This window comes from Pseudomonas psychrophila HA-4 (assembly GCF_000282975.1).
GTDB lineage: Bacteria > Pseudomonadota > Gammaproteobacteria > Pseudomonadales > Pseudomonadaceae > Aquipseudomonas > Aquipseudomonas psychrophila_A.
This window is the reverse complement of record NZ_ALJC01000126.1, coordinates 26,003-48,446: the sequence shown is the minus strand read 5'-3', so window position 1 is coordinate 48,446 and position 22,444 is coordinate 26,003. Positions and strand designations below refer to the sequence as shown.

The window sequence follows — 22,444 nt, the reverse complement described above, 5'->3', positions numbered from 1 at the left end:
GGGCGGCTCGGGCGTCGGATTGGGTTCAGGTGCAGGCGGCGCAGGCGCGTCACCGCCCGGTTTGGGAGCCGGTAGTGGAGCCGTGTCCGAGCCCGTCTTGGGCAGCTGTGCGCCGCCCCTGCCAGGCCCCTGACCCGACAGGCCATTGCCATCACCGAGGCCCAGTTTGCCCATAATCAGCTTGAGCGACTGTGGCAGCTCAACCTTTGGCCATTGCCACGCGGAGCCCGAGGTCTCGGGCAACGGCGCATTCGGCGCGCAAAAGCGCAGCCCGAACAACAGCAAGAGCAGGAGCAACAAAGGCAGCAGCCACCACAACCAGCGCCACCAAGGGCGTTTGACCACCACATGAGCGCGTGGCGGCGTCACCACAGGCTCGGCAACGGGTGCCAACGGCGCTGCGACAGGCACTTCAGTGCGCGGATAAAGGCAATACAACGGATCTAGAAAACGATCGGCATTGGGGTGTACAAACCCCCAAAAGGTCAGTACCGGCGTGCCGTTGACCAAGTACACAAAGCTTTCATCAGGAAAGGAGATGACGCGCGTAAGGAGCTTGGCGAAGACCGCTTTGTCACTGAGCGGCGAACTGGCGCCTTCGCTCAGCAGCGTCGTGCTCTGCTCGGCCAAAAAGGCTTTGAAGGTTTCGAGCTGGGCGCGGGCAGGGGCGCGTTCTGCTTCGGTGGCGCTGCCCCACGGCACGACATCGCCCTGGACATCGCTGTACCAGTCAATGTTGTCGCCCAACTCATCACTTTGCGGGACGGCCAAATGCATGGCCATGCCAGGATTTTTGCGGCGAATCGCTTCGCGTAGTTGCAGTGCAGACCGATAGACCGGCTGTCCAGTTTCACCCAGGGCCGTAAAAGCCCCACTTTTGCCACTGCGTAAAAGTGCGCCGCGCATCCTTGCTCCATCAATTAATTCGCGCGGTAAAACCCGGACTGATGCCCGCACCGCCTCCCTGAAAGGTGAGGACAGTAATGTTAAAGCGTCACTGGCGTCAAATAGCCATTATCTGAGAACCGTCAATTTGTCGGCGCGGGGCAGGTTTACCCCTCCACAGCCTTGGTGCCTAGATCATCGGCAAAGCGAAGCAGATAGCCGTCGGGGTCGAGCACTAAAAAGTTGCGCTCACCAAACAGCACATCGTTGCTGCGGTACCAACGTTCTTCGAGGGGTTTGCGTAGCGTGTGCCCGGCGGCGTGGAGGTGCCCGATCAAACCTTGCGCGTCAGGGCATTTGATCGAGAGGTTCATGCCCCGCCCAAACGGCGGCTCTAACGGCCCCACACGCCAAGCGGACTCTTCATGATCATCCTGCTCCAACATCAGTTGGCTGCCATGAAAAGACAGAAAAGCAAAAAGATGCTCAGGCCGTTGATACTCGACGGTGAAGCCCAGCACATCACAGTAGAAGTGCAGGCTGCGCGCCAGATCCGCGACGATCAACTCAGGCACCAGTGCGTTCATCACCACCATAAAAAACATCCTTGTTCTTATTAAAAAACGCACCGCATCCGGGCATTACTCAGCGGGCGGCAGCAACGTGGCTTCCAGTTCAGCCACTTTGGCCTCAAGGCTTTCAAGGCGTGCGCGGGTGCGGGCCAAGACCACCATCTGGCTGTCGAATTCTTCGCGGCTGACCAAGTCCAGCTTGCTAAAGCCACTTTGCAGCAAGGCTTTGAACTGGCTTTCGATTTCGTTGCGCGGCAGCGCAGTTTCGCCACTGAACAGACGAGAGGCGTGGCCACTCAGGGCGTCGAGAAGGTCTTTAGGCGCGAGCATGATTTAAGGTCCTTAAAACTGATGGCGGCGAGTGTATCACGCAGTGTCAGGGGGGCATTCCCAACCGGCCTTCGCACATTTTTCGCGCATCCCACCTGCCACCAGCGCACCGTTTGAGTGCACAAATCCCCTGCGAACTCAGGCACAAAGCCATCAACCCTTGGTAAATGACTGTAATTGCTGACTTTTTCAGACATGGCAAGGTTTCTGCTTAGTTGCTCATGACTCACGTACTGATGCAGTTGCTGTGACGATGGTAGTGCGGCAGATGGTTCAGGGAGTGTTTTCGTCACCAGCGATTGATACACGTTGCGTTGCCTGAAGAAGGACAACGACGCGTTACAAAGCCAGACACTGCGCTTAGACTTGAGCCGGGTTTGTTTTCCTGGGGCAAGTCCACCAATTCGGGAGAAGTTTCATGAAGCTAGTCACCGCCATTATCAAGCCGTTCAAATTAGACGACGTACGCGAGTCGCTGTCTGAAATCGGTGTGCAAGGCATTACCGTTACTGAGGTTAAAGGCTTCGGCCGGCAGAAAGGTCACACCGAGCTGTATCGCGGCGCGGAGTATGTGGTCGATTTTCTGCCAAAGGTGAAGATTGATGTCGCCATTGACGACAAAGATCTTGACCGGGTTATCGAAGCGATAACCAAGGCTGCTAACACCGGCAAGATTGGTGATGGCAAGATTTTTGTGGTCAATCTGGAACAGGCTATTCGCATCCGTACCGGCGAAACCGATACCGACGCAATCTAAGCCGCCAAACCCCCAACGCCCCAGGAGAAAACACTATGACTCTGCGTAAAATCGCAGGGCTCGGAGCCCTGTTGTCCGTCGTAATGCCTGGCCTGGCCATGGCGGCAGACGAAGTGGCCGCTCCAGTCCTCAACTCCGGCGACACTGCCTGGATGCTGACTGCCACGGCTTTGGTGCTGTTTATGACCATTCCCGGCCTGGCGCTGTTTTACGGCGGCATGGTCCGCTCTAAAAACCTTCTTTCCGTGATGATGCAATGCTTCGCCATTACCGGCCTGATCAGCATTCTGTGGGTCGCTTACGGCTACAGCATCACGTTCGACACAACCGGTATGGAAGCGGGCGTTGTTAACTTCAACTCATTCATCGGCGGCTTTGGCAAAGCGTTCTTGGCTGGCATCACACCTGCCAGCATTACGGGACCTTCGGCGCTGTTCCCTGAGGCGATCTTCGTCACCTTCCAGATGACCTTCGCCATCATCACCCCTGCCCTGATCGTCGGTGCGTTCGCTGAGCGCATGAAGTTCTCGGCCATGCTGATCTTCATGGGCGTGTGGTTCACCTTGGTGTATGCACCTATCGCGCATATGGTCTGGGGCGGCCCGGGTTCATTGCTGGGTGATTGGGGTGTGCTCGACTTCGCGGGCGGCACCGTGGTGCACATCAACGCCGGTATTGCAGGCCTTGTAGCGTGCATCGTACTCGGCAAGCGTAAAGGCTACCCGACCACGCCAATGGCCCCGCACAACCTGGGTTACACCCTGATCGGCGCGGCGATGCTGTGGATCGGCTGGTTCGGCTTTAACGCAGGCTCCGCCGCGGCTGCCAATGGCACCGCCGGCATGGCGATGCTGGTAACTCAAATCGCAACCGCCGCGGCTGCACTGGGTTGGATGTTTGCCGAGTGGGTCACCCACGGTAAACCAAGCGCACTGGGCATCGCCTCCGGCGTGGTCGCAGGTCTGGTGGCCATTACCCCAGCGGCAGGCACTGTTGGCCCAATGGGCTCGATCGTGATCGGTCTGGCGGCAGGCGTGATCTGCTTCTTCTGCGCCACCAGCCTCAAGCGCAAACTGGGCTATGACGACTCACTGGACGCATTCGGCGTACACGGTATCGGCGGTATCGTCGGCGCCATCCTGACTGGTGTGTTCGCAGCCCCTGCACTGGGTGGCTTCGGCGCCGTCACTGACATCCCGACGCAAGTCTGGATTCAGTTCAAGGGTGTCGCCTTCACCGTCGTCTACACCGCGATTGTGACCTTCGTCATTCTCAAAGTGCTGGATGCCGTGATGGGCCTGCGTGTTGCCGAAGAGGAAGAGGCCGTTGGCCTCGACCTGGCACAACACAACGAACGCGGTTACAACTTGTAAGCTCGCAAGCGCTCGAAAAAAATACCCGGCCTGCCGGGTATTTTTTTATCTGTAATCTGGCGCTATTCGCGGCACTGAAATGATTTTTCCTACCACTTTAGGCTTAGAACAGTTCTACGCTGGTTTGTAAGCTGAATACTTACATCGAAACTCGACTATTAGCCGCTTTGTTTTTTTATTCAGCACGCTAGAATGCGCGCCGAAGGGCGAAAAACAGCACCTTGGCAGGACGAAGGCGAGGATAACCTCCCGACGCTTTCAAGGCCCGCAGGCCGGGCAGCCAAAGCAACTGGCACTGGGCTGCTGGCAACGTGTTTATCTGGACGAACAGCGCGATACCGCGGTGCTCGGTAAGTTCTCGTCACCTTAATCGATGAAGAGACTTGAGCCTCGGTTTACCCAAGGCTACTTTTTCACCAGCGGCAGTCGACAGTTGGCGCAGCTGGTCTATAACTAATCTGCTTTACGCAAGTCATGGGGTAGAACATGAGCGACGATGATCTGGAAAATGATGACCTCGAAGTAGGTGACGAAGACGAAACCGAAGAAGGCTTGGAAGCAACAGCCGAAGACGTTGCAGACGATGACGGTGGCGAAGATGCGCCGGTCCCTGCGGCCAAAGGCAAATCCAAGGCAGCGGTTTCGGTAGATGACCTGCCAAGTGTTGAAGCCAAAAACAAAGAGCGTGATGCGCTGGCTCGTGCCATGGAAGAGTTTCTTTCGCGGGGCGGCAAAGTGCAGGAGGTCGAGGCGAACGTGGTGGCAGACCCACCCAAAAAGCCTGACAACAAGTACGGCAGCCGTCCTATCTAAGGACTGCTCCAATGCATGAAGAAAAAACCCGCCGTCGCTGCGGGTTTTTTTGTGGGTCACGGCTGAGCGCCGCCCCCCCATAGGCGGCCGCTGCGCAGCCGGACGAAGCCTCGCAAGGCTCGTCAACGGCTACGAGAGGGGGCCTGTGCAGGAGCGAGCTTGTCTCGCGATCTTTTCGCGAAGCGTTTAGCGCAGGTGCTTGAGCACCGCTGGCAGTTCGCTCAAGCAACCTACTTCGGCATCCGGGGCTTTGTCACCGTCCCAGCGTTTGCCACCCGGATTGAACCAGACGGCGCGCAAGCCTGCCTGCTGGGCACCGGCAATGTCGTCACCAGGGTGATCGCCCACGTGCACGGTCGAACTGGCCGCCACGCCACCGCGCGATAAGGCTTCATGGAACAGCCGCGCATCCGGCTTGGCAATGCCAATGTCTTCGGCACACAACACAAACCTGAAGTGATGCCCCAACCCGATCCGTCGCACGTCCGCGTTGCCATTGGTGACCACGCCCAATGCGTAGTCACGGGCCAGTTGCGTCAACGTCGGCTCTGCCAGCGGGAATACGTGCAGTGCATGACGCGCCTCGATAAAGACCTCAAAGGCTTGATCCGACATGCCGGCCGCGTTCTCATAACCCGCATCGTTTAACGCGTGAAACAACACCCGCCGACGCAAGGCGCTGATCCGGTGTTTGAGCTGTGGCTCATCGCTCAAAACCCGCTGGCGTAGCGCCTGATACGCCACAAGGTCTAATGCGCCCAATCTTGGTGCATTCGCCGCCAACCAGTCATGCATGGCGGCCTCGGCGCTGATAATCACCGGAGCGGTGTCCCACAGGGTGTCGTCAAGGTCGAAGGTAATCAGCTCAATAGTCATTCACTGCCCTTACTGCGTTTGGCCCGTGGGTGGGCGCTGTCGTAAACCGATGCCAGGTGCTGGAAATCCAAATGGGTATAGATTTGCGTGGTTTTAATGTCCGCATGCCCCAGCAACTCTTGCACCGCACGTAAATCCTGAGACGACTCCAGCAAATGGCTGGCGAATGAATGGCGCAGCATGTGCGGGTGCAGGTTTTGCCCCAGCTCGCGCTCGCCTGCCGCCTTGACCCGCAACTGAATGGCCCGCGGCCCTAGGCGGCTGCCGCGCTGGCTGACGAACACAGCATCGTCTTGCGGGTTGGCCAGTGCGCGCAACGGGAGCCACGCTTGGAGGGCCTCGCGGGCTTTTTTGCCGACCGGCAGTACGCGGGTCTTACTGCCTTTACCGAGCACTTCAACCAAGCCATCGGCCAGGTCCAACTGGTCCAGATTAAGCCCGGTCAACTCAGACAGGCGCAACCCCGACGAATAGAACAGTTCCAGAATGGCCTGGTCGCGCAGGGCCAAAAAATCGTCTTCGACCGCGCCTTCGAGCAATTGCAGGGCACGGTCGGTGTCGAGGGTTTTGGGCAGGCGACGCTCACCCTTGGGCGGCGCCAGGCCGTTGGCCGGATCGTGATCGCACACACCTTCGCGATTGAGGTAGTGATAGAGCCCGCGCACTGCCGACAACAACCGCGCAATGCTGCGCGAAGACTGGCCTTGCTGGTGCAGACGCGACACCAGTTGGCGCAAGCGCTGAATGTCCAGCGCAGACCAATTGGGAATAGATTCTTTGACGCAGAACGCCAGCACCTTGTTCAGGTCGCGGCGATAGGCTTGCAGCGTGTGCGGTGACACTTGGCGCTCACTGCGCAAGTGAGTGCAGTAAGCGTCCAGTTGTCGTTCCACAGCTAGCGCACCGAGCGCAGGGCGTTGGTAAAACGCGGCAGGACTCGGCCTAGGACTTCGGCGATATACCCCAAAAACAGCGTCCCGACCGAGCTTTTGTAATGCTGGGGATCGCGGCTGGCCACCGCCAACACGCCGTGCAGACCCAGATGATTGAGCGCCACCACGGCGGTCGACCCAATCTGCTTGCGTTGCTCTTCGCCAAACAGGAAGTCCAGCTCATGTTCACGCAAACTGCCGCTGACCGCTTTGCCTTCGGCCAACAACCCGCCCAAGGCACGTTGCGCGTCGGCGCTGCTAACCCAGCGCCCGACGGGCATCGGGTTATCGCCAAACAGCACCAGGCTGACAAAGGGCACCTGAAAGTCCTGGCGCAAGCTGTCTTCGACCGCTATCACCATTTCTTCAAGACTGGTGGCGTCCATCAGGGCAAGGTTGAGACGACGGGTTTTTTCGAACAATCGATCGTTGTCGCGGGCCACGTCCATCAGTTGTGACAAGCGATGACGCATCTCGATGTTGCGACTACGTAACAGCTCTAATTGGCGCTCGACCAGCGAAATGGTATCGCCTCGCTGGTGCGGAATACGCAACGCCAACAGCAACTCGTCGCGTTGACTGAAGAAGTCCGGATGAGCCTCCAGATACGCCGCAACAGTCGCGGCCTCCAGAGAATCAACAGGCAGTTCAAGGTCGGAAGGCTGTGGCTGGTCGGTCATCAGATGCGCTCGCTCATAAACGGACTTGTCCTTCGTAAACACGCATCGCCGGGCCGGTCATGATCACGCTATGGCCTGGGCCTGCCCACTCGATAGACAAACGGCCACCGGGCAAATCAAGGATCAACGGTGAATCCATCCAACCCTGGCTGATCGCCGCCACCGCAGCCGCACAGGCGCCGGTACCGCAGGCCTGGGTTTCCCCGGCACCACGCTCCCACACCCGCAGTTGCGCGCGCTGGCGATCAATCACGTGCAGAAAACCCACATTGACCCGCGCTGGAAAGCGCGGGTGATGCTCAATTTTTGGCCCCAATTCGTGCACCGGCGCAGCATTGATGTCATCGACACGCAACACCGCATGCGGGTTGCCCATTGACACCGCCGCAAGCTCAACGTGTTGGCCGTCGACCTCCAGCTCATAGCTCAAGGCCTGAGCATCAGCCACAAACGGGATCTCTTGCGGGATCAGGCGCGGCGGCCCCATATCGACGCTGATTTGCCCGTCGCTGCGCACGTTCAGTTCAATGATGCCGCTTTTGGTTTCGACTTTGATCTGACGCTTGGTGGTCAAACGCTTGTCGAGCACAAAACGCGCAAAGCAGCGCGCACCGTTACCACACTGTTCTACTTCGGAACCGTCAGAGTTGAAAATCCGGTAACGGAAATCCACCTCCGGGCTGCTCGGGGCTTCAACGATCAATAATTGATCAAAGCCGACACCCGTGTGCCGATCACCCCATTGCTTGGCGTGCTTGGGCAAAATGTGCGCGTGCTGGCTGACCAGGTCGAGAACCATGAAGTCATTACCCAGGCCGTGCATTTTGGTAAAACGCAGCAACATGGGCTCACTCCGGCAGCAGGCTTTCGCCAGCAAACAACTCAGCAACGGTCTCGCGGCGACGCACTTCAAACGCCTTGTCGCCATCCACCAAAATTTCGGCGGCGCGGCCACGGGTGTTGTAGTTCGAGCTCATCACAAAGCCATAGGCACCGGCCGAATGCACAGCCAGCAGATCACCTTCAGCCAGCGCCAACTGGCGGTCTTTGGCCAGGAAGTCACCGGTCTCGCAGATCGGGCCCACGATGTCGTACGCACGGGCTTCGGTGTCACGCGGGCGAACCGCGGTCACGTCCATCCAAGCTTGATACAACGCCGGGCGAATCAGGTCGTTCATGGCCGCATCGACGATGGCGAAGTCTTTGTGCTCGGTGTGCTTGAGGTACTCGACCTGAGTCAGCAGCACGCCCGCGTTGGCCACGATAAAGCGGCCCGGCTCAAACACCAGCGACAAATCACGGCCCTCGAGGCGCGCACGCACCGCCTTGATGTAATCAGCGGCCAATGGCGGCTCTTCATCGCGATAACGCACGCCCAAGCCACCACCGAGGTCGATGTGGCGCAGGTAAATGCCGCAATCGCCCAGACGGTCGACCAGCGCCAGTAGGCGGTCGAGGGCATCAATGAACGGTTCTAGAGTGGTCAGTTGCGAGCCGATATGGCAATCGACGCCGACCACATCGAGGTTCGGCAACTGCGCCGCGCGGATGTACACATCCTCGGCGTCAGCAATAGCGATACCAAATTTGTTTTCTTTAAGACCGGTAGAGATGTACGGGTGAGTGCCCGCGTCGACGTCAGGGTTGACCCGCAACGAGATCGGCGCACGAACACCCAGCTCGGCGGCAACCACTTGCAAGCGCTCAAGCTCTTCGCTGGACTCGACGTTGAAGCAGTGAACGCCCACTTCCAGCGCACGACGCATGTCGTCGCGGGTTTTGCCAACACCCGAAAAAACGATCTTGTCTGCCGAGCCGCCAGCGGCCAGCACGCGCTCCAGTTCACCCCGCGACACAATGTCAAAACCAGCGCCCAAACGCGCCAGGACATTGAGTACACCTAGGTTGGAGTTGGCCTTTACCGCGAAACACACCAAATGCGGCATTCCGTTCAGGGCGTCAGCGAAAGCGTTGTATTGCGCCTCGATGTGCGCCCGGGAATACACATATGTCGGCGTACCAAAGCGCTCGGCGATGGCCGTCAGCGCAACACCTTCGGCAAACAGCTCGCCATCCCGGTAATTAAAAGCGTCCATGGTGCTCCCTTATTGGTGCTTGTGCGCTTGAGATTGCGACGACTTCGCTTGGTCATCAGGGTTTTGGCTGTCATCGGGCAGATACAGCGGTCCTTTTTGACCACAGGCAGAAACAAGGCAAGCAACCGCGACAAGCGCAGCAATAGAAGAGATCAGGCGCTTCATGGCGAAATCCTTTGAAAAGCATTAATTGCGCCCGAGTATACCGAGCACCTACCAGCTTGCCTATGCGGTAGACGGCTTGAGCGTGGGCGCCTGTCTGGATAATCAGTGGTGGCTTGCCGGCGGTCAGTCTTAGGGTTTGCAATCGGCCTGGAGCGCCCGTATCTTGCGAGTTCCGAGCATGACTAGACAATAAGAGGGTTCCACCATGAGTTTGACTGAAGCCCGTTTTCACGATCTGGTCGATGCAACCCAGCAACAGCTGGAAGACGTTTTTGACGAGAGTGGCCTGGATGTAGATCTGGAGAACTCAGCCGGTGTTCTGACGGTTACGTTTGAAGGCGAAGCCCAATTGATATTCAGCCGCCAGGAACCCGTGCGACAGCTCTGGCTCGCTGCTAAAAGCGGGGGCTTCCACTTTGACTACGATGAAGAGAGCTCGCGCTGGGTTCATGACAACACTGATGAACTGCTGAGTGAGATGGTGCAACGCCTGACACTGGAACACACAGGCGCTGAGCTGGATTTTGACGAGATCTGATTGTGAACACCCCTGCTAAACCCGCAAAACCGCTTTACAGCAACGTCAGTCCGGCAGTGCCGTCACCTTGCATCAGCACCTGCCGGCTGGATGAGCACAAAGTCTGCATGGGCTGTTTTCGCCACGTCGAAGATATTCGCGAGTGGCGCTCGGCCGATGACCAGCGGCGCCGGGTAATTTGTGAACAGGCCCGGCAACGCCAAGGTTGATCCACCGCTGCGCATTGACCCCACTTCGCTTGTGTATTTATTTTGCTGTGGTAGTGTCCGGGTTCGCCTCGCCCTAACGAGGCTGGTCAAAACCCCGCCATTTTTCGGCGGGGTTTTGCTTTTCCGTGCAGAAAAAAGGAGTCTGCCAGGTCATGAGTAATTCACCCGCCATCACCCTCACACGCCTGGACGTACAACGTCTGGAAAAGTTGATCGACAGCCTGGACGACACATTACCCGGTGTTGTTGCGCTGCAAGCAGAGCTGGATCGAGCCGAAAATGTTGTCGGCCACGAAGAAGTTCCGGCGGGCGTTGTGACCATGAACTCGCGTGTTCATTGCCGCGAAGAAAGCAGCGGCAAGGACTACCACCTGACCCTGGTTTACCCCAAAGACGCCAACGCTGACGAAGGCAAGATTTCGATTTTGGCGCCTGTCGGCAGTGCATTGCTGGGCCTGCATGCCGGTCAACACATCGACTGGCCAGCGCCGGGCGGCAAAACCCTCAAGCTCAAACTGCTCGAAGTTGAATACCAGCCAGAAGCAGCAGGCCATTTCGACCTATAAGCGTCCCCGCACTATCAGGATCAACGGTAGCGCTCGGCTTTGCAGCGCTGCCCCAACGCCTTACTCCACGCTGACGGGCCACCTGAGTGCAGGCTCATCGCGCGCCAACCGACTCAAAAACCGGTAACTGCCATTTAGCTCGCGCGACAACGCCAGACGCTCACGACTGTCGGGGCCGATCTTCCAGTTCGAGCGATTGTCCAGCCGCGCCAACTGCTGCGCATCCCAGCCCCATTCAGTGGTCAAGCGCTCCAACAACTGGCGTTGCCACTGTGCGCCACCTTGAGCCGCATGACGCGTCAACTTAGGATTGACCTTCAAGTACAAGCTGCGACGCACCAGCTCCAGCCGCTGCTCATCGCCACAGGCGCGCAGGTAATCTTCGATACGCCGGTACACGACCACGTACGGGTCTAGCTCATCGAGGTCCAGTTGATTGCTGTACACCGCCCGCTTAAACCCCAGGCTCAGGCAATTCACCTGCGGGTGCTCGCTGGCGTACACCTCAATCAGCAGCAGTTTGAGGACTGACTTGTAGGGCGACTCAATGCCTTTGAACAACTGCCGCAGGCCGGCACCTAAAAATTCACTTGGCGCGATGTGCGCCAAATGCCCGAGATCAATGACCTCATCGGCGCCGATAAAGCACTTTGCCTGCAATGCGCTGGCAAACTCGACATAACGAGCCTCCTCACACACCGGCACCCACCACCACAACGGTGTGCGCCCCGCTAACCAGATAGCGGTGCGATAAAACTCATCAAGCAACAACGAATGCTGAACGGCCGCGCCATCGTCCTCGCTCCATTTCAAGGCAACCTCGCCTTGAGCATAACGCTGTGCATCAATCAAAAAAAAATGCGCCTCCCAGCCTTGGATGGCCGCCCATAGTTCCAGTTGATGGCACTTTTGGTGCAACGCCGCCAGGGCGCCCTCATCCAAATCCGGGGCGTGGCAAATCCACACGTCCATGTCGCTTTTGTCGGTCTGGGCCAACGTTCCGAGACTGCCCATCAAATACAGGCCATGGATTAACAGCGGCGCGGTAGGGGCGCAGGTGTAAGTGAAGTCCGGCGCAAGACCCTGCGCCCTCTCAAGCGTTGACGCATCAGGCACATAGCCCGACACCCCGGCAGGCGTGCAGTCCGAGACATAGCCGGGCAACAACCGATGATTCACATGAAAAAGCAGCGCCAGCAGGCTCAGTACCGTCTGCTGACAGGGCGTCAAGCCTGCCATCGCTCGAGCCAGACGGCCCTGATTGACAGCCAGAAATCGCCCACGCAGTTGGTGGAGAATCTGTCGGTCGATTCCCTCATTCAGAGCGGGCCGTATTTCAAAGGGGCGCGTCATAGCAAACTCAGACTGGCTCGCCAAGCGAGAGAGAGGGGGAGGAGAGGTTACAACCAGCGGTAACAAAGACTTAGAGCGAATGTGTTTTTGACGTCAGAATTTTTACACATCTGAACATTTAGCGAGGTAAAGAGGGTGCCCGCGGAATCATTTAACGATGAGATTCCGTGGGCGAGGCGTGGTATCAGGCAAACTCGGCCAGTTTTTCACCCAACTTGGACTCTGAATTCAAAATCAACAGCAACCCTTGAACATGCTCAGCCGCATCACGGCCCAGGCTTGTCAGGTAACCGCCATCGGGCTGATTGATCAGGTCCTTGTCATACAAACGCTGTGCTGCCGCAACCAGTGCTGGATCGGCAGTTTGATGAATCTTCAGGCCCTCAAGAGTACTTTCCAAGTCAAACAGTGCAAGGACTTCCAGTTCGGCAACCAACTCAGGGGTAAACGACATAAAAACTCCAGACTATGCAGGAAAAGACGACAACTGCTCTAAGGTGATCTCACTCGCACCAACTGTCCAGTGACAGTTCCTAACTTGGCAAAGCAGCCTGTCGTGCCTGCCCCGCGCTATTGCTCTGACGAGGCAATTGGAGTGTAGCTGCAGTCTTAAATTACGCGCGCGAACAAATGAACACCTGTAGTCGCTGACGAGGAACGAAGGCTGCGACTACGCACGACCTCCGGCAACCGCGCTTTCAGTTATATAAACATTCTTAAATAGTATTTTTAAGAATAATCGCGCCTGACTACTATGACCCCCAGGCCAGCACCTCAGTCGGCACCCAATATTTTCAGGAGCACACCATGAGCGCATCTCTGCGTAGCGTTGACGGTCAGGACGAAGCCACCATTCTGCGGGAAATCCAGAGCGCGCTCCGAGACCTGCGCTTTGGTGCTGTGGAAATCACGGTGCACAACGCACAAGTGGTTCAGATCGAACGTAAAGAAAAATTCCGGCTACAGAACCCAAGCCAAAAAAATAACTGATTCGTGTAAAGCGCACTCGCCTGGGTGCGCCCATAAAAACTAGAAACGTTTTGGAGCCTCACCTATGTCCCTACGCCGTTACGCTTTGGCCGCGCTGGCCAGTGCCATTTTTGCTGGCTCCGCTGTAGCCAAAGATTACGAACTACTCAACGTTTCCTACGATCCGACCCGTGAGCTGTACCAGGATTACAACGCCGAGTTCACCAACTTCTGGAAACAAAGCCACCCGGGTGACAACGTCAAAATTCAGCAATCTCACGGCGGCTCGGGCAAACAGGCTCGCGGCGTGATCGATGGTTTGCGCGCAGATGTCGTGACCCTGGCCTTGGCCGGTGACATCGACGAAATCGCCAAACTGAACAAAGGCTCGCTGCCGGAAAACTGGCAAACCCGGCTTCCAGACTCAAGCACGCCATACACCTCGACCATCGTGTTCCTGGTGCGCAAAGGCAACCCTAAAGGCATCAAGGACTGGGGCGACCTGGTTAAGAATGACGTTTCGGTGATTACCCCGAATCCAAAAACCAGCGGCGGCGCTCGCTGGAACTTCCTTGCCGCTTACGCCTACGGCCTAAAAGCCAACGGCGGCGACGAAACCAAAGCCAAAGCGTACGTAAAAGAGTTGTTCAAACACGTTCCGGTGCTGGACACCGGTGCACGCGGTTCGACCATCACCTTCGTCAACAACGGTCAAGGTGACGTATTACTGGCCTGGGAAAACGAAGCGTTCTTGGCACTGAAAGAAGACGGCGGTGCTGACAAATTTGAGATCGTCGTACCTTCGCTGTCGATTCTGGCTGAGCCACCGGTAGCCGTAGTCGACAAAAACGCCGAGAAAAAAGGCAACGCCGAGATCGCCAAGGCGTACCTCGAACACCTGTACAGCCCGGCAGGTCAGGAGATCGCAGCCAAGAATTTCTACCGCCCTCGCGACAAGGATGTTGCAGCCAAATACGCCAAACAATTTCCGAAGCTGGATCTTGTGACTATCGACAAAGACTTCGGCGGCTGGAAAACTGCGCAGCCGAAATTTTTCAATGACGGCGGCGTGTTCGACCAGATCTACCAGGGGCAGTAACCTGTGGGGCGCGATGTAACGTCGCGCTTAAAGCTAGAACATTGAGCCCGCGACTGAGTTGCGGGCTTCGTGCGTTAACCAAGGACTCATATGTCACGTCGTATCTCCCCCGTCATACCCGGCTTCGGGCTGACGCTGGGCTACACCTTGGTGTACCTCAGCCTCATCGTGCTTATACCGCTGGCAGCCATGTTCGTGCATGCCGCCCAACTCACTTGGGACCAATTCTGGGCCATCATCACCGCCCCTCGGGTGTTGGCGGCGCTCCAGCTTAGCTTTGGTACCGCTTTCGTCGCCGCCATTATCAATGGCGTGATCGGCACCGTCTTGGCTTGGGTCTTGGTGCGCTACACCTTCCCCGGTCGCAAGGTCATCGACGCGATGATCGACCTGCCGTTTGCCCTGCCCACCGCCGTGGCCGGTATCGCACTGACCGCGCTGTACGCCCCTAATGGCTGGATCGGCCAATTCGCCACCGACCTGGGTTTCAAAATCGCTTATACCCCGATGGGTATCACCCTGGCGCTGACGTTTGTCACGCTGCCGTTCGTGGTGCGTACCGTGCAGCCGGTATTGGCGGACATCCCGCGTGAAGTCGAAGAAGCCGCGGCCTGCCTAGGCGCCAAACCCCTTCAAGTGTTCCGCTACATCTTGGTGCCGGCCTTGCTGCCCGCCTGGTTGACGGGTTTTGCACTGGCCTTCGCCCGTGGGGTTGGCGAGTACGGCTCGGTGATTTTCATCGCCGGTAACATGCCGATGAAAACCGAGATTTTGCCGCTGCTGATCATGGTCAAGCTCGACCAGTACGACTACACCGGCGCGACCGCCATTGGCGTGATGATGCTGGTGGTTTCCTTCATTTTGCTGCTGATCATTAACTTGATTCAGCGCCGCATAGAAACCCCATCCTGAAGGAGGCCAGCGCATGTCCAGTTCAACAGTAAGCGCGGCATCCGCCGCCAACGCCGCCCGCCGTGGCAGCCCCGGCTCACGCCGGACGCTCATCGTGCTCGGTTGGCTGTTCTTTATTGTCTTCCTGCTGCTGCCGCTGCTGATCGTCGTGTCGCAGGGGCTGAAGCTCGGTTTCGGTGCATTTTTTGACGCGATTCTTGAGCCTGATGCCTTGTCGGCACTCAAGCTGACCATCATCGCCGTGGTCATTTCGGTGCCGCTCAACCTGCTGTTCGGCGTCAGCGCCGCATGGTGCGTGAGCAAATACAGCTTTCGCGGCAAAAGTATCTTGGTCACCCTGATCGACCTGCCGTTTTCGGTCTCGCCCGTCATCGCCGGTCTGGTCTACGTGCTGATGTTCGGCGCGCAAGGCTTCTTCGGCGAATGGCTGCAAGACCACGACATCCAAATCGTCTTCGCCTTGCCGGGTATTGTGCTGGCCACCATCTTCGTCACCGTGCCCTTCGTGGCCCGTGAACTGATCCCGCTGATGCAAGAGCAGGGCACCCAGGAAGAAGAAGCCGCACGCCTGCTGGGCGCCAACGGTTGGCAGATGTTCTGGCACGTGACCGTGCCCAACATCAAATGGGGCCTGATCTACGGCGTCGTGTTGTGTACGGCGCGGGCGATGGGCGAATTTGGCGCGGTGTCGGTGGTTTCCGGGCACATTCGCGGGGTGACCAACACCCTGCCGCTGCACGTCGAGATCCTCTACAACGAATACAACCACGTCGCCGCCTTCGCTGTGGCCACCCTGTTGCTGATCCTGGCGCTCTTCATCTTGCTGCTCAAGCAGTGGAGCGAATCCCGTATTAACCGCCTGCGCGCCAGCGCCGCGGAGGAATAAACCATGTCGATCGAAGTCCGTAACGTCAGTAAGAACTTCAACGCCTTCAAGGCACTGAACAGCATCCACCTGGACATCCAAAGCGGCGAACTGGTGGCCCTGCTCGGCCCGTCGGGCTGTGGCAAAACCACGTTGCTACGCATCATCGCAGGCCTTGAGACTCCCGATCAGGGCAACATCGTGTTCCACGGTGAAGACGTCTCGGGGCATGACGTGCGTGATCGCAACGTCGGCTTTGTGTTCCAGCATTACGCGCTGTTCCGTCACATGACGGTGTTCGACAACGTGGCTTTCGGCCTGCGCATGAAGCCTAAGGGCGAGCGCCCGAACGAAACCCGCATCGCCGAAAAAGTCCACGAACTGCTGAACATGGTGCAACTGGACTGGCTCTCCGACCGCTACCCCGAGCAGCTCTCTGGCGGTCAGCGCCAGCGTATCGCCTTGGCTCGCGCCTTGGCGGTCGAGCCCAAAGTGCTGCTGCTCGACGAACCGTTCGGCGCCCTCGACGCCAAGGTGCGTAAAGAACTGCGTCGCTGGCTTGCACGCCTGCACGAAGACATCAACCTGACCTCAGTTTTTGTGACGCACGACCAAGAAGAGGCGATGGAAGTCGCTGACCGTATCGTGGTCATGAACAAAGGCGTGATCGAGCAAATTGGTTCGCCGGGGGAAGTCTACGAAAACCCGGCCAGCGATTTCGTGTACCACTTCCTGGGCGACTCCAACCGCCTGCACATCGGCGAAGACCAGCACGTGCTGTTCCGTCCGCACGAAGTGTCGTTGTCGCGTCACGAAATCGAAGACCACCACGCAGCACAAGTGCGTGACATCCGCCCACTGGGAGCGACCACCCGCATCACGTTGAAAGTAGAAGGTCAAAGCGAGCTGATCGAAGTGGAAGTGGTCAAAGACCACGACAGCCTGACCGAACTGGCCCGTGGCGAGACGTTGTTCTTTAAACCGAAGGTGTGGCAGAAGGCGTAAAAACGCCCTCACCAGAAGGCTGCGATGCGGTTTGCATCGCAGCCTCATGCTTCGTCAGCGACTACAGGGTTTTCGTAAGGCTTTAAGGCTTTTTCAGCTTCGGATTTGGAAAGAACTGCACCGCCTGGACTTTCGGGTCCGGGGCTTTTTTCAACGCCGACGTATTCACCCGCGTACCCAATTCCTTGGGCACCGACAGGCCTTGCTCATTCAGCGTGTCAGAGTAGCCACACGCCACGCATTCGCGGTGCGGCACGTCGTCTTCGTTCCACATCATCAACTTGTCTGGCTCGCTGCACGCCGGGCAAACAGCCCCGGCGATAAAGCGTTTTTTTGTCACGTTTACGGGTGCATCACTCATGCTGCCGCGTCCTCGGTCAGGCCGCTGTGACGCAGCAGCGCGTCAATTGACGGCTCCCGGCCACGGAAGTCCTTGAACAGTTCCATCGGTGCCAACGAGCCACCCCGCGCCAGAATCGCCTGTCGGAATGCCTTGCCGGTTTGTGGGTTGAATACGCCTTCTTCTTCGAAGCGCGAGAAGGCATCCGCCGACAGCACTTCAGCCCATTTGTAGCTGTAGTAACCCGCTGCGTAACCGCCCGCAAAAATGTGCGCGAAGCTATTCGGGAAGCGGTTGTAGGCCGGTGGACGCATCACGGACACTTCGTCACGAATGCGGTCCAGCACCCGCGCCACACTGCGGCCATCGCCGTGGGTGGCGTGCAGTTCGAAGTCAAACAGCGAGAACTCCAGCTGGCGAACCATCATCAGCCCGGACTGGAAGTTCTTGGCTGCCAGCATTTTATCCAGCAGGTCTTTAGGCAGTGCTTCGCCGGTTTCGTAGTGACTGGAAATCAGCGCCAGGCCTTCAGGCTCCCAGCACCAGTTTTCCATGAACTGGCTTGGCAACTCGACCGCATCCCATGCCACGCCGTTAATACCGGACACGCCTGCGTGTTCGATTTCAGTCAGCATGTGGTGCAGGCCATGGCCAAATTCGTGGAACAGGGTCGTCACTTCGTCGTGGGTCAGCAGCGCAGGCTTGCCCGATACGGCCGGGGTGAAGTTGCACACCAGGTTAGCCACCGGGCTCTGCAACACGCCAGACGCTGTACGGCGACGGTCGCGAGCGCCGTCCATCCAAGCACCACCACGCTTGTTAGCACGGGCATACAGGTCAAAGAAGAAGCGCCCGATGTGTTGACCGTTTTCTTTGATTTCGAACAGGCGAACATCCGGGTGCCAGGTGTCAAAGCCTTTGATTTCAGCAATCTCGATGCCGTACAGCCGATGCACGATGGCGAACAAGCCCTCCAGCACGGTGTCGATCGGGAAGTAGGCACGCAAAGCTTCTTGAGACACGCTGTAACGCTGTTCGCGAAGCTTCTCGCCGAAGAAACCGGTGTCCCAGCTTTTCAGCTCCGGGCAGCCTTGCTCGCTGGCATAGGCTTGCAGTTGCTCAAGGTCGCGGGCCGCGAACGGCTTAGTGCGCTTGGCCAAGTCACGCAAGAAGGTCAGCACCTGATCCGGGGTTTCAGCCATTTTGGTGGCCAGGCTCAGCTCGGCAAAGCTGCCGAAACCTAGGAGTTGTGCAAGCTCTTGGCGCAGATCGAGGATTTGCTCCATCACCGGGCCGTTATCAAACTTACCGGCATTGGGGCCTTGATCCGACGCACGGGTGCAGTACGCGGCGTAGACTTCTTCGCGCAGGGCGCGGTCTTCGGCGTAGGTCATCACCGGGTAGTAGCTTGGGAATTCAAGCGAGATCAACCAGCCATCCAGACCTTTAGCCTGTGCGGCGGCGGCCATTTGCGCCTTGGCCGAGTCGGTCAGGCCCGCCAGCGCGCCCTCGTCGGTAATGTGCTTGGTCCAGGCCTGGGTCGCGTCGAGCAACTGGTTAGAGAATTTGCTGCCCAGCTCTGAGAGCTTGCTCTGCACCTCGGCGTAGCGCTTCTGCTCAGCTTCTGGCAGATCGATACCCGACAAACGGAAATCGCGCAGCGAGTGCTCAAGAATGGTTTTTTGCGCCTGGTCAAAGTCAGCCACCTGCGGGCTGTGCGCCAAGGCTTCGAAAGCTTGGAACAGCTCGCGGTTTTGGCCCATCTCAGTAGAGTAGGCGCTCAACGCAGGCAAGCACGCCTCGTAGGCATCACGCAGTTCGCTGCTGTTGCACACGGCGTTAAGGTGGCTGACCGGGCTCCAAGCCGCGCCCAGACGGTCGTTCAACTCATCCATCGCCAGCACCAGACCGGCCCATGTCGGGTTCTGGCCTTGGTCTGCGAGGATCTTTTGAATGCCAGCGCGGTTATCCGCGAGGATCTGCTCGATGGCCGGCTGTACGTGCTCAGGACGGATCGCCGAGAACGGCGGCAGGTCGTAGGGCTGCAATAGAGGGTTGTTCTCGCTCACGTTTGGCACCTTGGCTGGAAGAAACATTGGCCCATCTTAATTACAATCGTCAGTCACCGCAGCCCTGTAACGCCCTATTACTGCTAAAGAAGGAAGCTATTTGTGTCCATCCGTCCGTTCCAGCAGCACACACCCTTATTGGGCGCGCGCGCCTTTGTCGATCGTTCGGCGGTCGTGATTGGCGATGTCGAGATCGGGGCCGACAGCTCGATTTGGCCATTGACCGTGATTCGCGGCGATATGCACCGCATCCGCATCGGGGAGCGGACCAGCGTGCAAGACGGCTGCGTACTGCACATCACCCACGCGGGGCCATTCAACCCCGAGGGTTTCCCGCTGCTGATCGGCGATGACGTAACCATCGCCCACAAAGTCATGTTGCATGGCTGCAACGTAGGCAGTCGCATTTTGATCGGCATGGGCAGCATCGTGATGGATGGCGCCGTGATTGAAGACGACGTGATCGTCGGCGCAGGCAGCCTGGTGCCACCGGGCAAGCGTCTGGTCAGCGGTTTTCTGTATGTGGGTAGCCCGGTCAAACAAGTGCGTGAACTGACTGAAAAAGAGAAAGCCTTTTTCACCTACAGCGCTGGCAACTACGTAAAACTCAAAGACCAGCACGTGGCCGAAGGCTACGACCAGCCCGTTTAAGCTGACTTTTTTGGAGCCTTGCATGCATTACCAAAACGTATTGTTCGACCTCGACGGCACCCTCACCGACCCGCGCGAAGGCATCACCCGCTCAATCCAGTACGGCCTGAGCAAAATGGGCATCGATGAACCTGACCTGAGCAAACTGGAACACTTCATCGGCCCGCCCTTGTTGCAAGCCTTTATGGAGTTCTATTCGTTCAGCGAAGCCCAGGCCTGGGAAGCCGTCGGTTATTACCGCGAGCGTTTTTCGGTGACCGGCTTGTACGAGAACCACGTGTTCGACGGCGTTACGCCGCTGCTTGAAGAACTGGTCGGGCAGGGGCGCCAGCTGTATATCGCCACCTCAAAACCGCAGATTTACGCCCGTGAAATCGCCCGGCATTTTGATTTCGCCAAGCACTTTAACGTGATTTACGGCAGCGAACTGGACGGCACGCGCACCAACAAAATCGAGCTGATTGCTCACCTGATGGCAGAGCAAGGTTTAGACCCGGCGCAGACCCTGATGATCGGCGACCGCAAACACGACCTCATCGGCGCCCGCCAGAACGGCCTGGACGCCGCGGCCGTGGGCTATGGCTTTGGCAGCTTTGAAGAGCTGAACTCGCACACGCCCGCGTACCACTTTGAGACGTTAGTTCAGTTGCACCAAGCGTTTAAGAACTGACAACAGCCTGGGTGAACAGTTAGAGGTTAATACCCTGCATAGTTGCTTCTGTATGGGCGGGTGACAGCGACATTCCGAATATAGCTTGTGTCTACATGCCATCTACTAGGGGGACGGTTCGAGAGTGCAGGAACGGGGTTTATACCCAAAGCGTTCACCCCTTGCGTGACAGCATTAAGGCCCGGTTGATTGTATGTTTGTACTTGAGCCAGTCCTTGTAAAACTTGTGGCGCTGCTGGGGCTTGCCCCGTGCCCCGTATTACCACAGGGGATAGCTCTGCAATTTCAGCGTTCACTCGCGCTGCTTCGGCCCTAACTTGAGCGAGACGCTGTTGTAATGCTCTTACCGGCTGATCTCGAGGAAGAGGCCTCGTAACCTCAAGGCTTCTGCGATACATAAGATCGCTCAACTGTTGCTCAACCCCCTCTGTAAAACGGGTTATCGCTGGCGTTACTGTTCTGTCCCCTAAGTTCAGAGCGCGTAAAAAACTCAAAGCTCTATATCCCGAGGGATCCTCATAATTAACAGGATCCCCCCCGCAATAAGCATAGGTATTTATTCCTCCCTCCCCAAACGGGCTCAACACATCAGGGCTGTTAAAACGCATCAAAATCGGGCTGTAAGCCCGTACACCGTTACCCAATAAGTAGTGCCCGGTCACAGGATCGGGGCGCTGACCATTAAAACCCAACACACTGCGCATGGCCCCAGAAGCCGAATGACTGCCGTAAGGGGTATAGGCAATAGTTTGCGTGGTGTATGTCTCAACCACGCCCAGCACCGACCGTTGAACGTTCGTTCCTAGCAAGCGGGTATCACGGCTGTTGAGGTCGGTTTGATGAAGCGCGAGCACGGAAGTCCCTGCCTCGAACACACTACGGGTTGACGTGCCCTGAATGTCAGTGGCGAGTCGTTTCTGGTTGTAAAACCGCTGAGAGACCGTTTTAGCGCCCTGTGCGGCAGCGGTGATGCGATCCAGTGGGTCGTAGCGGTAGGTGTTTAGTGCGAGTGGTGTTTGATCAGCCATGGCATTAGGCCCTTGAGCGAGAACAGTCTCGTGACTATCTGCCCATGTTCCCCCCAAGATAACTAGCAGAACTGCTAGGGTGGCTTTCAGGAAAAGCTAACAATGCACAGGCGATTTCAATCGCGCTTCTATCTCTCGCTGCAAATCGCCGCGCCAGCCCAGCAAAAAACCCAGCTCCACCACCACAAACAACGGCCCCACGATCAGCCCGGTCACGTCGTCGATAAACGCAGGCTTTCGCCCTTCGTAGTAATGCCCGACAAACTGAATCACCCAGCCAACCACAAACAGCCCAATCCCCCAGCTCAACCACGCGCTCGTACTCAAGGCCGTCAAGCTGTGCCCCAGCCATACGACCAAGCCGAGTAAAACGGTCATCAATACACCCAGACGCACGTCAAGGCGCAGGTAAAACACCGCGCTGGCGATCATCACTAAAACGGCAGGCGAGATGCCCGCCCATTGCGGCCGCGATAAGAGCACCGCCACGGCAATCACAATCAGCGGGATGCCCACAAAGTGAGTGACGATATTGCGCTTATCACGGTGGTAAGCGGCGTATTGGCTCAGATGGTCGACCAGGCTTTTCATGGTGCAAGCTCGTTATGAGTAACACACTGATTGTAGTCGCTGCCGAAGGCTGCGAAGGAATGCGCAGCAACCCGTTTTCTTGAAGCCCCCGGTATCTACG

The 22,444-nt window shown here is 57.6% G+C and carries 27 protein-coding genes and 1 pseudogene; 13 read left to right on the top strand and 15 right to left on the bottom strand.

All coding sequences use genetic code 11. The features are described 5' to 3' along the window. From B347_RS25290 to B347_RS0121880, 3 genes are all read right to left on the bottom strand, one after another. On the bottom strand, positions 1–906 hold a 906-nt coding region (locus tag B347_RS25290; RefSeq protein ID WP_019411836.1), incomplete at its 3' end, for an SrfA family protein. A gap of 146 nt (positions 907–1,052) precedes the next feature. Beyond that, complete coding sequence (locus B347_RS0121885) at positions 1,053–1,481, bottom strand: bleomycin resistance protein (protein ID WP_019411835.1); 429 nt, start codon at positions 1,479–1,481, stop codon at positions 1,053–1,055. A gap of 45 nt (positions 1,482–1,526) precedes the next feature. Further along, positions 1,527–1,787 (bottom strand): accessory factor UbiK family protein, encoded by a 261-nt coding sequence (locus tag B347_RS0121880; RefSeq protein WP_019411834.1) that lies wholly within the window; start codon positions 1,785–1,787, stop codon positions 1,527–1,529. A 418-nt stretch (positions 1,788–2,205) separates the two neighbouring features. Between B347_RS0121880 and glnK the strand changes: the two genes are divergently transcribed. The 3 genes from glnK to sutA all read left to right on the top strand — a co-directional run bounded on the left by glnK (position 2,206) and on the right by sutA (position 4,730). After that, complete coding sequence (glnK, locus tag B347_RS0121875; protein ID WP_002555808.1) at positions 2,206–2,544, top strand: P-II family nitrogen regulator; 339 nt, start codon at positions 2,206–2,208, stop codon at positions 2,542–2,544. Positions 2,545–2,579: 35 nt separating this feature from the next. Continuing rightward, positions 2,580–3,917, top strand: a complete 1,338-nt coding sequence (locus B347_RS0121870; protein WP_019411833.1) for an ammonium transporter — start codon at positions 2,580–2,582, stop codon at positions 3,915–3,917. Between the two features lie 486 nt (positions 3,918–4,403). Beyond that, a complete protein-coding gene (gene sutA / locus B347_RS0121865; RefSeq protein WP_019411832.1) occupies positions 4,404–4,730 on the top strand; it encodes a transcriptional regulator SutA in 327 nt (108 codons plus the stop codon). A 186-nt stretch (positions 4,731–4,916) separates the two neighbouring features. On the opposite strand, the gene B347_RS0121860 is transcribed toward sutA, so the two are convergent. From B347_RS0121860 to lptM, 6 genes are read right to left on the bottom strand one after another with little or no spacing between them, the layout of a single operon-like run. After that, positions 4,917–5,606 carry an HAD family hydrolase gene (locus B347_RS0121860; protein WP_019411831.1) on the bottom strand — a complete coding sequence of 230 codons (690 nt, stop codon included), beginning with the start codon at positions 5,604–5,606 and terminating at the stop codon, positions 4,917–4,919. Beyond that, complete coding sequence (xerC, locus tag B347_RS0121855) at positions 5,603–6,499, bottom strand: tyrosine recombinase XerC (RefSeq protein ID WP_019411830.1); 897 nt, start codon at positions 6,497–6,499, stop codon at positions 5,603–5,605. The genes B347_RS0121860 and xerC overlap by 4 nt, the downstream gene beginning before the upstream one ends. A 2-nt stretch (positions 6,500–6,501) precedes the next feature. Beyond that, positions 6,502–7,218 (bottom strand): DUF484 family protein, encoded by a 717-nt coding sequence (locus B347_RS0121850; protein ID WP_019411829.1) that lies wholly within the window; start codon positions 7,216–7,218, stop codon positions 6,502–6,504. Between the two features lie 13 nt (positions 7,219–7,231). Next, positions 7,232–8,062, bottom strand: a complete 831-nt coding sequence (dapF, locus tag B347_RS0121845; RefSeq protein ID WP_019411828.1) for a diaminopimelate epimerase — start codon at positions 8,060–8,062, stop codon at positions 7,232–7,234. A gap of 4 nt (positions 8,063–8,066) precedes the next feature. Beyond that, entirely contained in the window at positions 8,067–9,314 is a 1,248-nt protein-coding gene (gene lysA / locus B347_RS0121840; protein WP_019411827.1) for a diaminopimelate decarboxylase, read from the bottom strand. A gap of 9 nt (positions 9,315–9,323) precedes the next feature. Then, complete coding sequence (gene lptM, locus B347_RS26190; protein ID WP_010656736.1) at positions 9,324–9,479, bottom strand: LPS translocon maturation chaperone LptM; 156 nt, start codon at positions 9,477–9,479, stop codon at positions 9,324–9,326. A 205-nt stretch (positions 9,480–9,684) separates the two neighbouring features. Here lptM and cyaY point away from each other — a divergent pair, with 205 nt between their 5' ends. The 3 genes from cyaY to rnk all read left to right on the top strand — a co-directional run bounded on the left by cyaY (position 9,685) and on the right by rnk (position 10,792). Further along, positions 9,685–10,017, top strand: a complete 333-nt coding sequence (gene cyaY / locus B347_RS0121830; RefSeq protein ID WP_019411826.1) for an iron donor protein CyaY — start codon at positions 9,685–9,687, stop codon at positions 10,015–10,017. A gap of 2 nt (positions 10,018–10,019) precedes the next feature. Further along, complete coding sequence (locus B347_RS26185; RefSeq protein WP_081498336.1) at positions 10,020–10,226, top strand: DUF1289 domain-containing protein; 207 nt, start codon at positions 10,020–10,022, stop codon at positions 10,224–10,226. Between the two features lie 152 nt (positions 10,227–10,378). Continuing rightward, entirely contained in the window at positions 10,379–10,792 is a 414-nt protein-coding gene (gene rnk / locus B347_RS0121820; protein ID WP_019411824.1) for a nucleoside diphosphate kinase regulator, read from the top strand. A gap of 93 nt (positions 10,793–10,885) precedes the next feature. Here rnk and B347_RS0121815 read toward each other — a convergent pair. Together B347_RS0121815 and B347_RS0121810 are read right to left on the bottom strand one after the other, a co-directional pair. Further along, positions 10,886–12,145 (bottom strand): annotated as a pseudogene (locus B347_RS0121815) (class I adenylate cyclase); the annotation flags it as partial. A gap of 184 nt (positions 12,146–12,329) precedes the next feature. Continuing rightward, positions 12,330–12,599, bottom strand: coding sequence for a TIGR02647 family protein (locus B347_RS0121810; RefSeq protein WP_019411822.1), 270 nt, complete (start codon positions 12,597–12,599; stop codon positions 12,330–12,332). A gap of 353 nt (positions 12,600–12,952) precedes the next feature. Between B347_RS0121810 and oscA the strand changes: the two genes are divergently transcribed. The 5 genes from oscA (at position 12,953) to B347_RS0121785 (ending at position 16,995) form a co-directional block, all read left to right on the top strand. Then, positions 12,953–13,135 carry a sulfur starvation response protein OscA gene (oscA, locus tag B347_RS0121805; protein WP_019411821.1) on the top strand — a complete coding sequence of 61 codons (183 nt, stop codon included), beginning with the start codon at positions 12,953–12,955 and terminating at the stop codon, positions 13,133–13,135. A 64-nt stretch (positions 13,136–13,199) separates the two neighbouring features. Next, positions 13,200–14,213 carry a sulfate ABC transporter substrate-binding protein gene (locus tag B347_RS0121800; RefSeq protein ID WP_019411820.1) on the top strand — a complete coding sequence of 338 codons (1,014 nt, stop codon included), beginning with the start codon at positions 13,200–13,202 and terminating at the stop codon, positions 14,211–14,213. Between the two features lie 90 nt (positions 14,214–14,303). Next, a complete protein-coding gene (gene cysT, locus B347_RS0121795) occupies positions 14,304–15,125 on the top strand; it encodes a sulfate ABC transporter permease subunit CysT (protein ID WP_019411819.1) in 822 nt (273 codons plus the stop codon). A gap of 13 nt (positions 15,126–15,138) precedes the next feature. Then, positions 15,139–16,011, top strand: a complete 873-nt coding sequence (gene cysW, locus B347_RS0121790; RefSeq protein WP_019411818.1) for a sulfate ABC transporter permease subunit CysW — start codon at positions 15,139–15,141, stop codon at positions 16,009–16,011. A 3-nt stretch (positions 16,012–16,014) separates the two neighbouring features. After that, positions 16,015–16,995, top strand: a complete 981-nt coding sequence (locus B347_RS0121785) for a sulfate/molybdate ABC transporter ATP-binding protein (protein WP_019411817.1) — start codon at positions 16,015–16,017, stop codon at positions 16,993–16,995. 82 nt (positions 16,996–17,077) lie between these two features. On the opposite strand, the gene B347_RS0121780 is transcribed toward B347_RS0121785, so the two are convergent. Together B347_RS0121780 and prlC are read right to left on the bottom strand one after the other, a co-directional pair. Beyond that, on the bottom strand, positions 17,078–17,356 hold the full coding sequence (locus B347_RS0121780) for a YheV family putative zinc ribbon protein (protein ID WP_019411816.1): 279 nt from the start codon (positions 17,354–17,356) through the stop codon (positions 17,078–17,080). Continuing rightward, the gene (prlC, locus tag B347_RS0121775) at positions 17,353–19,431 is read right to left on the bottom strand and encodes an oligopeptidase A (protein WP_019411815.1); all 2,079 of its coding nucleotides are present in this window, start codon (positions 19,429–19,431) and stop codon (positions 17,353–17,355) included. The genes B347_RS0121780 and prlC overlap by 4 nt, the downstream gene beginning before the upstream one ends. A 75-nt stretch (positions 19,432–19,506) precedes the next feature. Between prlC and B347_RS0121770 the strand changes: the two genes are divergently transcribed. Continuing rightward, on the top strand, positions 19,507–20,055 hold the full coding sequence (locus B347_RS0121770) for a gamma carbonic anhydrase family protein (protein WP_019411814.1): 549 nt from the start codon (positions 19,507–19,509) through the stop codon (positions 20,053–20,055). Positions 20,056–20,077: 22 nt separating this feature from the next. Then, a complete protein-coding gene (locus B347_RS0121765; protein ID WP_019411813.1) occupies positions 20,078–20,725 on the top strand; it encodes an HAD family hydrolase in 648 nt (215 codons plus the stop codon). A 26-nt stretch (positions 20,726–20,751) separates the two neighbouring features. On the opposite strand, the gene B347_RS26180 is transcribed toward B347_RS0121765, so the two are convergent. Together B347_RS26180 and B347_RS0121755 are read right to left on the bottom strand one after the other, a co-directional pair. Further along, entirely contained in the window at positions 20,752–21,753 is a 1,002-nt protein-coding gene (locus tag B347_RS26180) for an RHS repeat-associated core domain-containing protein (RefSeq protein ID WP_019411812.1), read from the bottom strand. A 96-nt stretch (positions 21,754–21,849) separates the two neighbouring features. Continuing rightward, entirely contained in the window at positions 21,850–22,344 is a 495-nt protein-coding gene (locus B347_RS0121755) for a DUF962 domain-containing protein (RefSeq protein WP_019411811.1), read from the bottom strand. Positions 22,345–22,444: the final 100 nt, after the last annotated feature.

What these genes read in the sequence shown, in the direction of transcription:
- cyaY (WP_019411826.1), top strand. Translation starts at nt 9,685, where the DNA reads ATGAGTTTGACTGAAGCCCGTTTTCACGATCTGGTCGATGCAACCCAG.
- B347_RS0121800 (WP_019411820.1), top strand. Translation starts at nt 13,200, where the DNA reads ATGTCCCTACGCCGTTACGCTTTGGCCGCGCTGGCCAGTGCCATTTTT.
- dapF (WP_019411828.1), bottom strand. Translation starts at nt 8,062, where the DNA reads ATGTTGCTGCGTTTTACCAAAATGCACGGCCTGGGTAATGACTTCATG.
- B347_RS0121810 (WP_019411822.1), bottom strand. Translation starts at nt 12,599, where the DNA reads ATGTCGTTTACCCCTGAGTTGGTTGCCGAACTGGAAGTCCTTGCACTG.
- B347_RS0121885 (WP_019411835.1), bottom strand. Translation starts at nt 1,481, where the DNA reads ATGGTGGTGATGAACGCACTGGTGCCTGAGTTGATCGTCGCGGATCTG.
- B347_RS0121755 (WP_019411811.1), bottom strand. Translation starts at nt 22,344, where the DNA reads ATGAAAAGCCTGGTCGACCATCTGAGCCAATACGCCGCTTACCACCGT.
- B347_RS0121785 (WP_019411817.1), top strand. Translation starts at nt 16,015, where the DNA reads ATGTCGATCGAAGTCCGTAACGTCAGTAAGAACTTCAACGCCTTCAAG.
- cysW (WP_019411818.1), top strand. Translation starts at nt 15,139, where the DNA reads ATGTCCAGTTCAACAGTAAGCGCGGCATCCGCCGCCAACGCCGCCCGC.
- cysT (WP_019411819.1), top strand. Translation starts at nt 14,304, where the DNA reads ATGTCACGTCGTATCTCCCCCGTCATACCCGGCTTCGGGCTGACGCTG.
- B347_RS26180 (WP_019411812.1), bottom strand. Translation starts at nt 21,753, where the DNA reads ATGGCTGATCAAACACCACTCGCACTAAACACCTACCGCTACGACCCA.
- lptM (WP_010656736.1), bottom strand. Translation starts at nt 9,479, where the DNA reads ATGAAGCGCCTGATCTCTTCTATTGCTGCGCTTGTCGCGGTTGCTTGC.
- lysA (WP_019411827.1), bottom strand. Translation starts at nt 9,314, where the DNA reads ATGGACGCTTTTAATTACCGGGATGGCGAGCTGTTTGCCGAAGGTGTT.
- sutA (WP_019411832.1), top strand. Translation starts at nt 4,404, where the DNA reads ATGAGCGACGATGATCTGGAAAATGATGACCTCGAAGTAGGTGACGAA.
- B347_RS0121870 (WP_019411833.1), top strand. Translation starts at nt 2,580, where the DNA reads ATGACTCTGCGTAAAATCGCAGGGCTCGGAGCCCTGTTGTCCGTCGTA.
- B347_RS0121780 (WP_019411816.1), bottom strand. Translation starts at nt 17,356, where the DNA reads ATGAGTGATGCACCCGTAAACGTGACAAAAAAACGCTTTATCGCCGGG.
- rnk (WP_019411824.1), top strand. Translation starts at nt 10,379, where the DNA reads ATGAGTAATTCACCCGCCATCACCCTCACACGCCTGGACGTACAACGT.
- B347_RS0121850 (WP_019411829.1), bottom strand. Translation starts at nt 7,218, where the DNA reads ATGACCGACCAGCCACAGCCTTCCGACCTTGAACTGCCTGTTGATTCT.
- B347_RS0121860 (WP_019411831.1), bottom strand. Translation starts at nt 5,606, where the DNA reads ATGACTATTGAGCTGATTACCTTCGACCTTGACGACACCCTGTGGGAC.
- B347_RS0121880 (WP_019411834.1), bottom strand. Translation starts at nt 1,787, where the DNA reads ATGCTCGCGCCTAAAGACCTTCTCGACGCCCTGAGTGGCCACGCCTCT.
- glnK (WP_002555808.1), top strand. Translation starts at nt 2,206, where the DNA reads ATGAAGCTAGTCACCGCCATTATCAAGCCGTTCAAATTAGACGACGTA.
- prlC (WP_019411815.1), bottom strand. Translation starts at nt 19,431, where the DNA reads ATGTTTCTTCCAGCCAAGGTGCCAAACGTGAGCGAGAACAACCCTCTA.
- oscA (WP_019411821.1), top strand. Translation starts at nt 12,953, where the DNA reads ATGAGCGCATCTCTGCGTAGCGTTGACGGTCAGGACGAAGCCACCATT.
- B347_RS0121765 (WP_019411813.1), top strand. Translation starts at nt 20,078, where the DNA reads ATGCATTACCAAAACGTATTGTTCGACCTCGACGGCACCCTCACCGAC.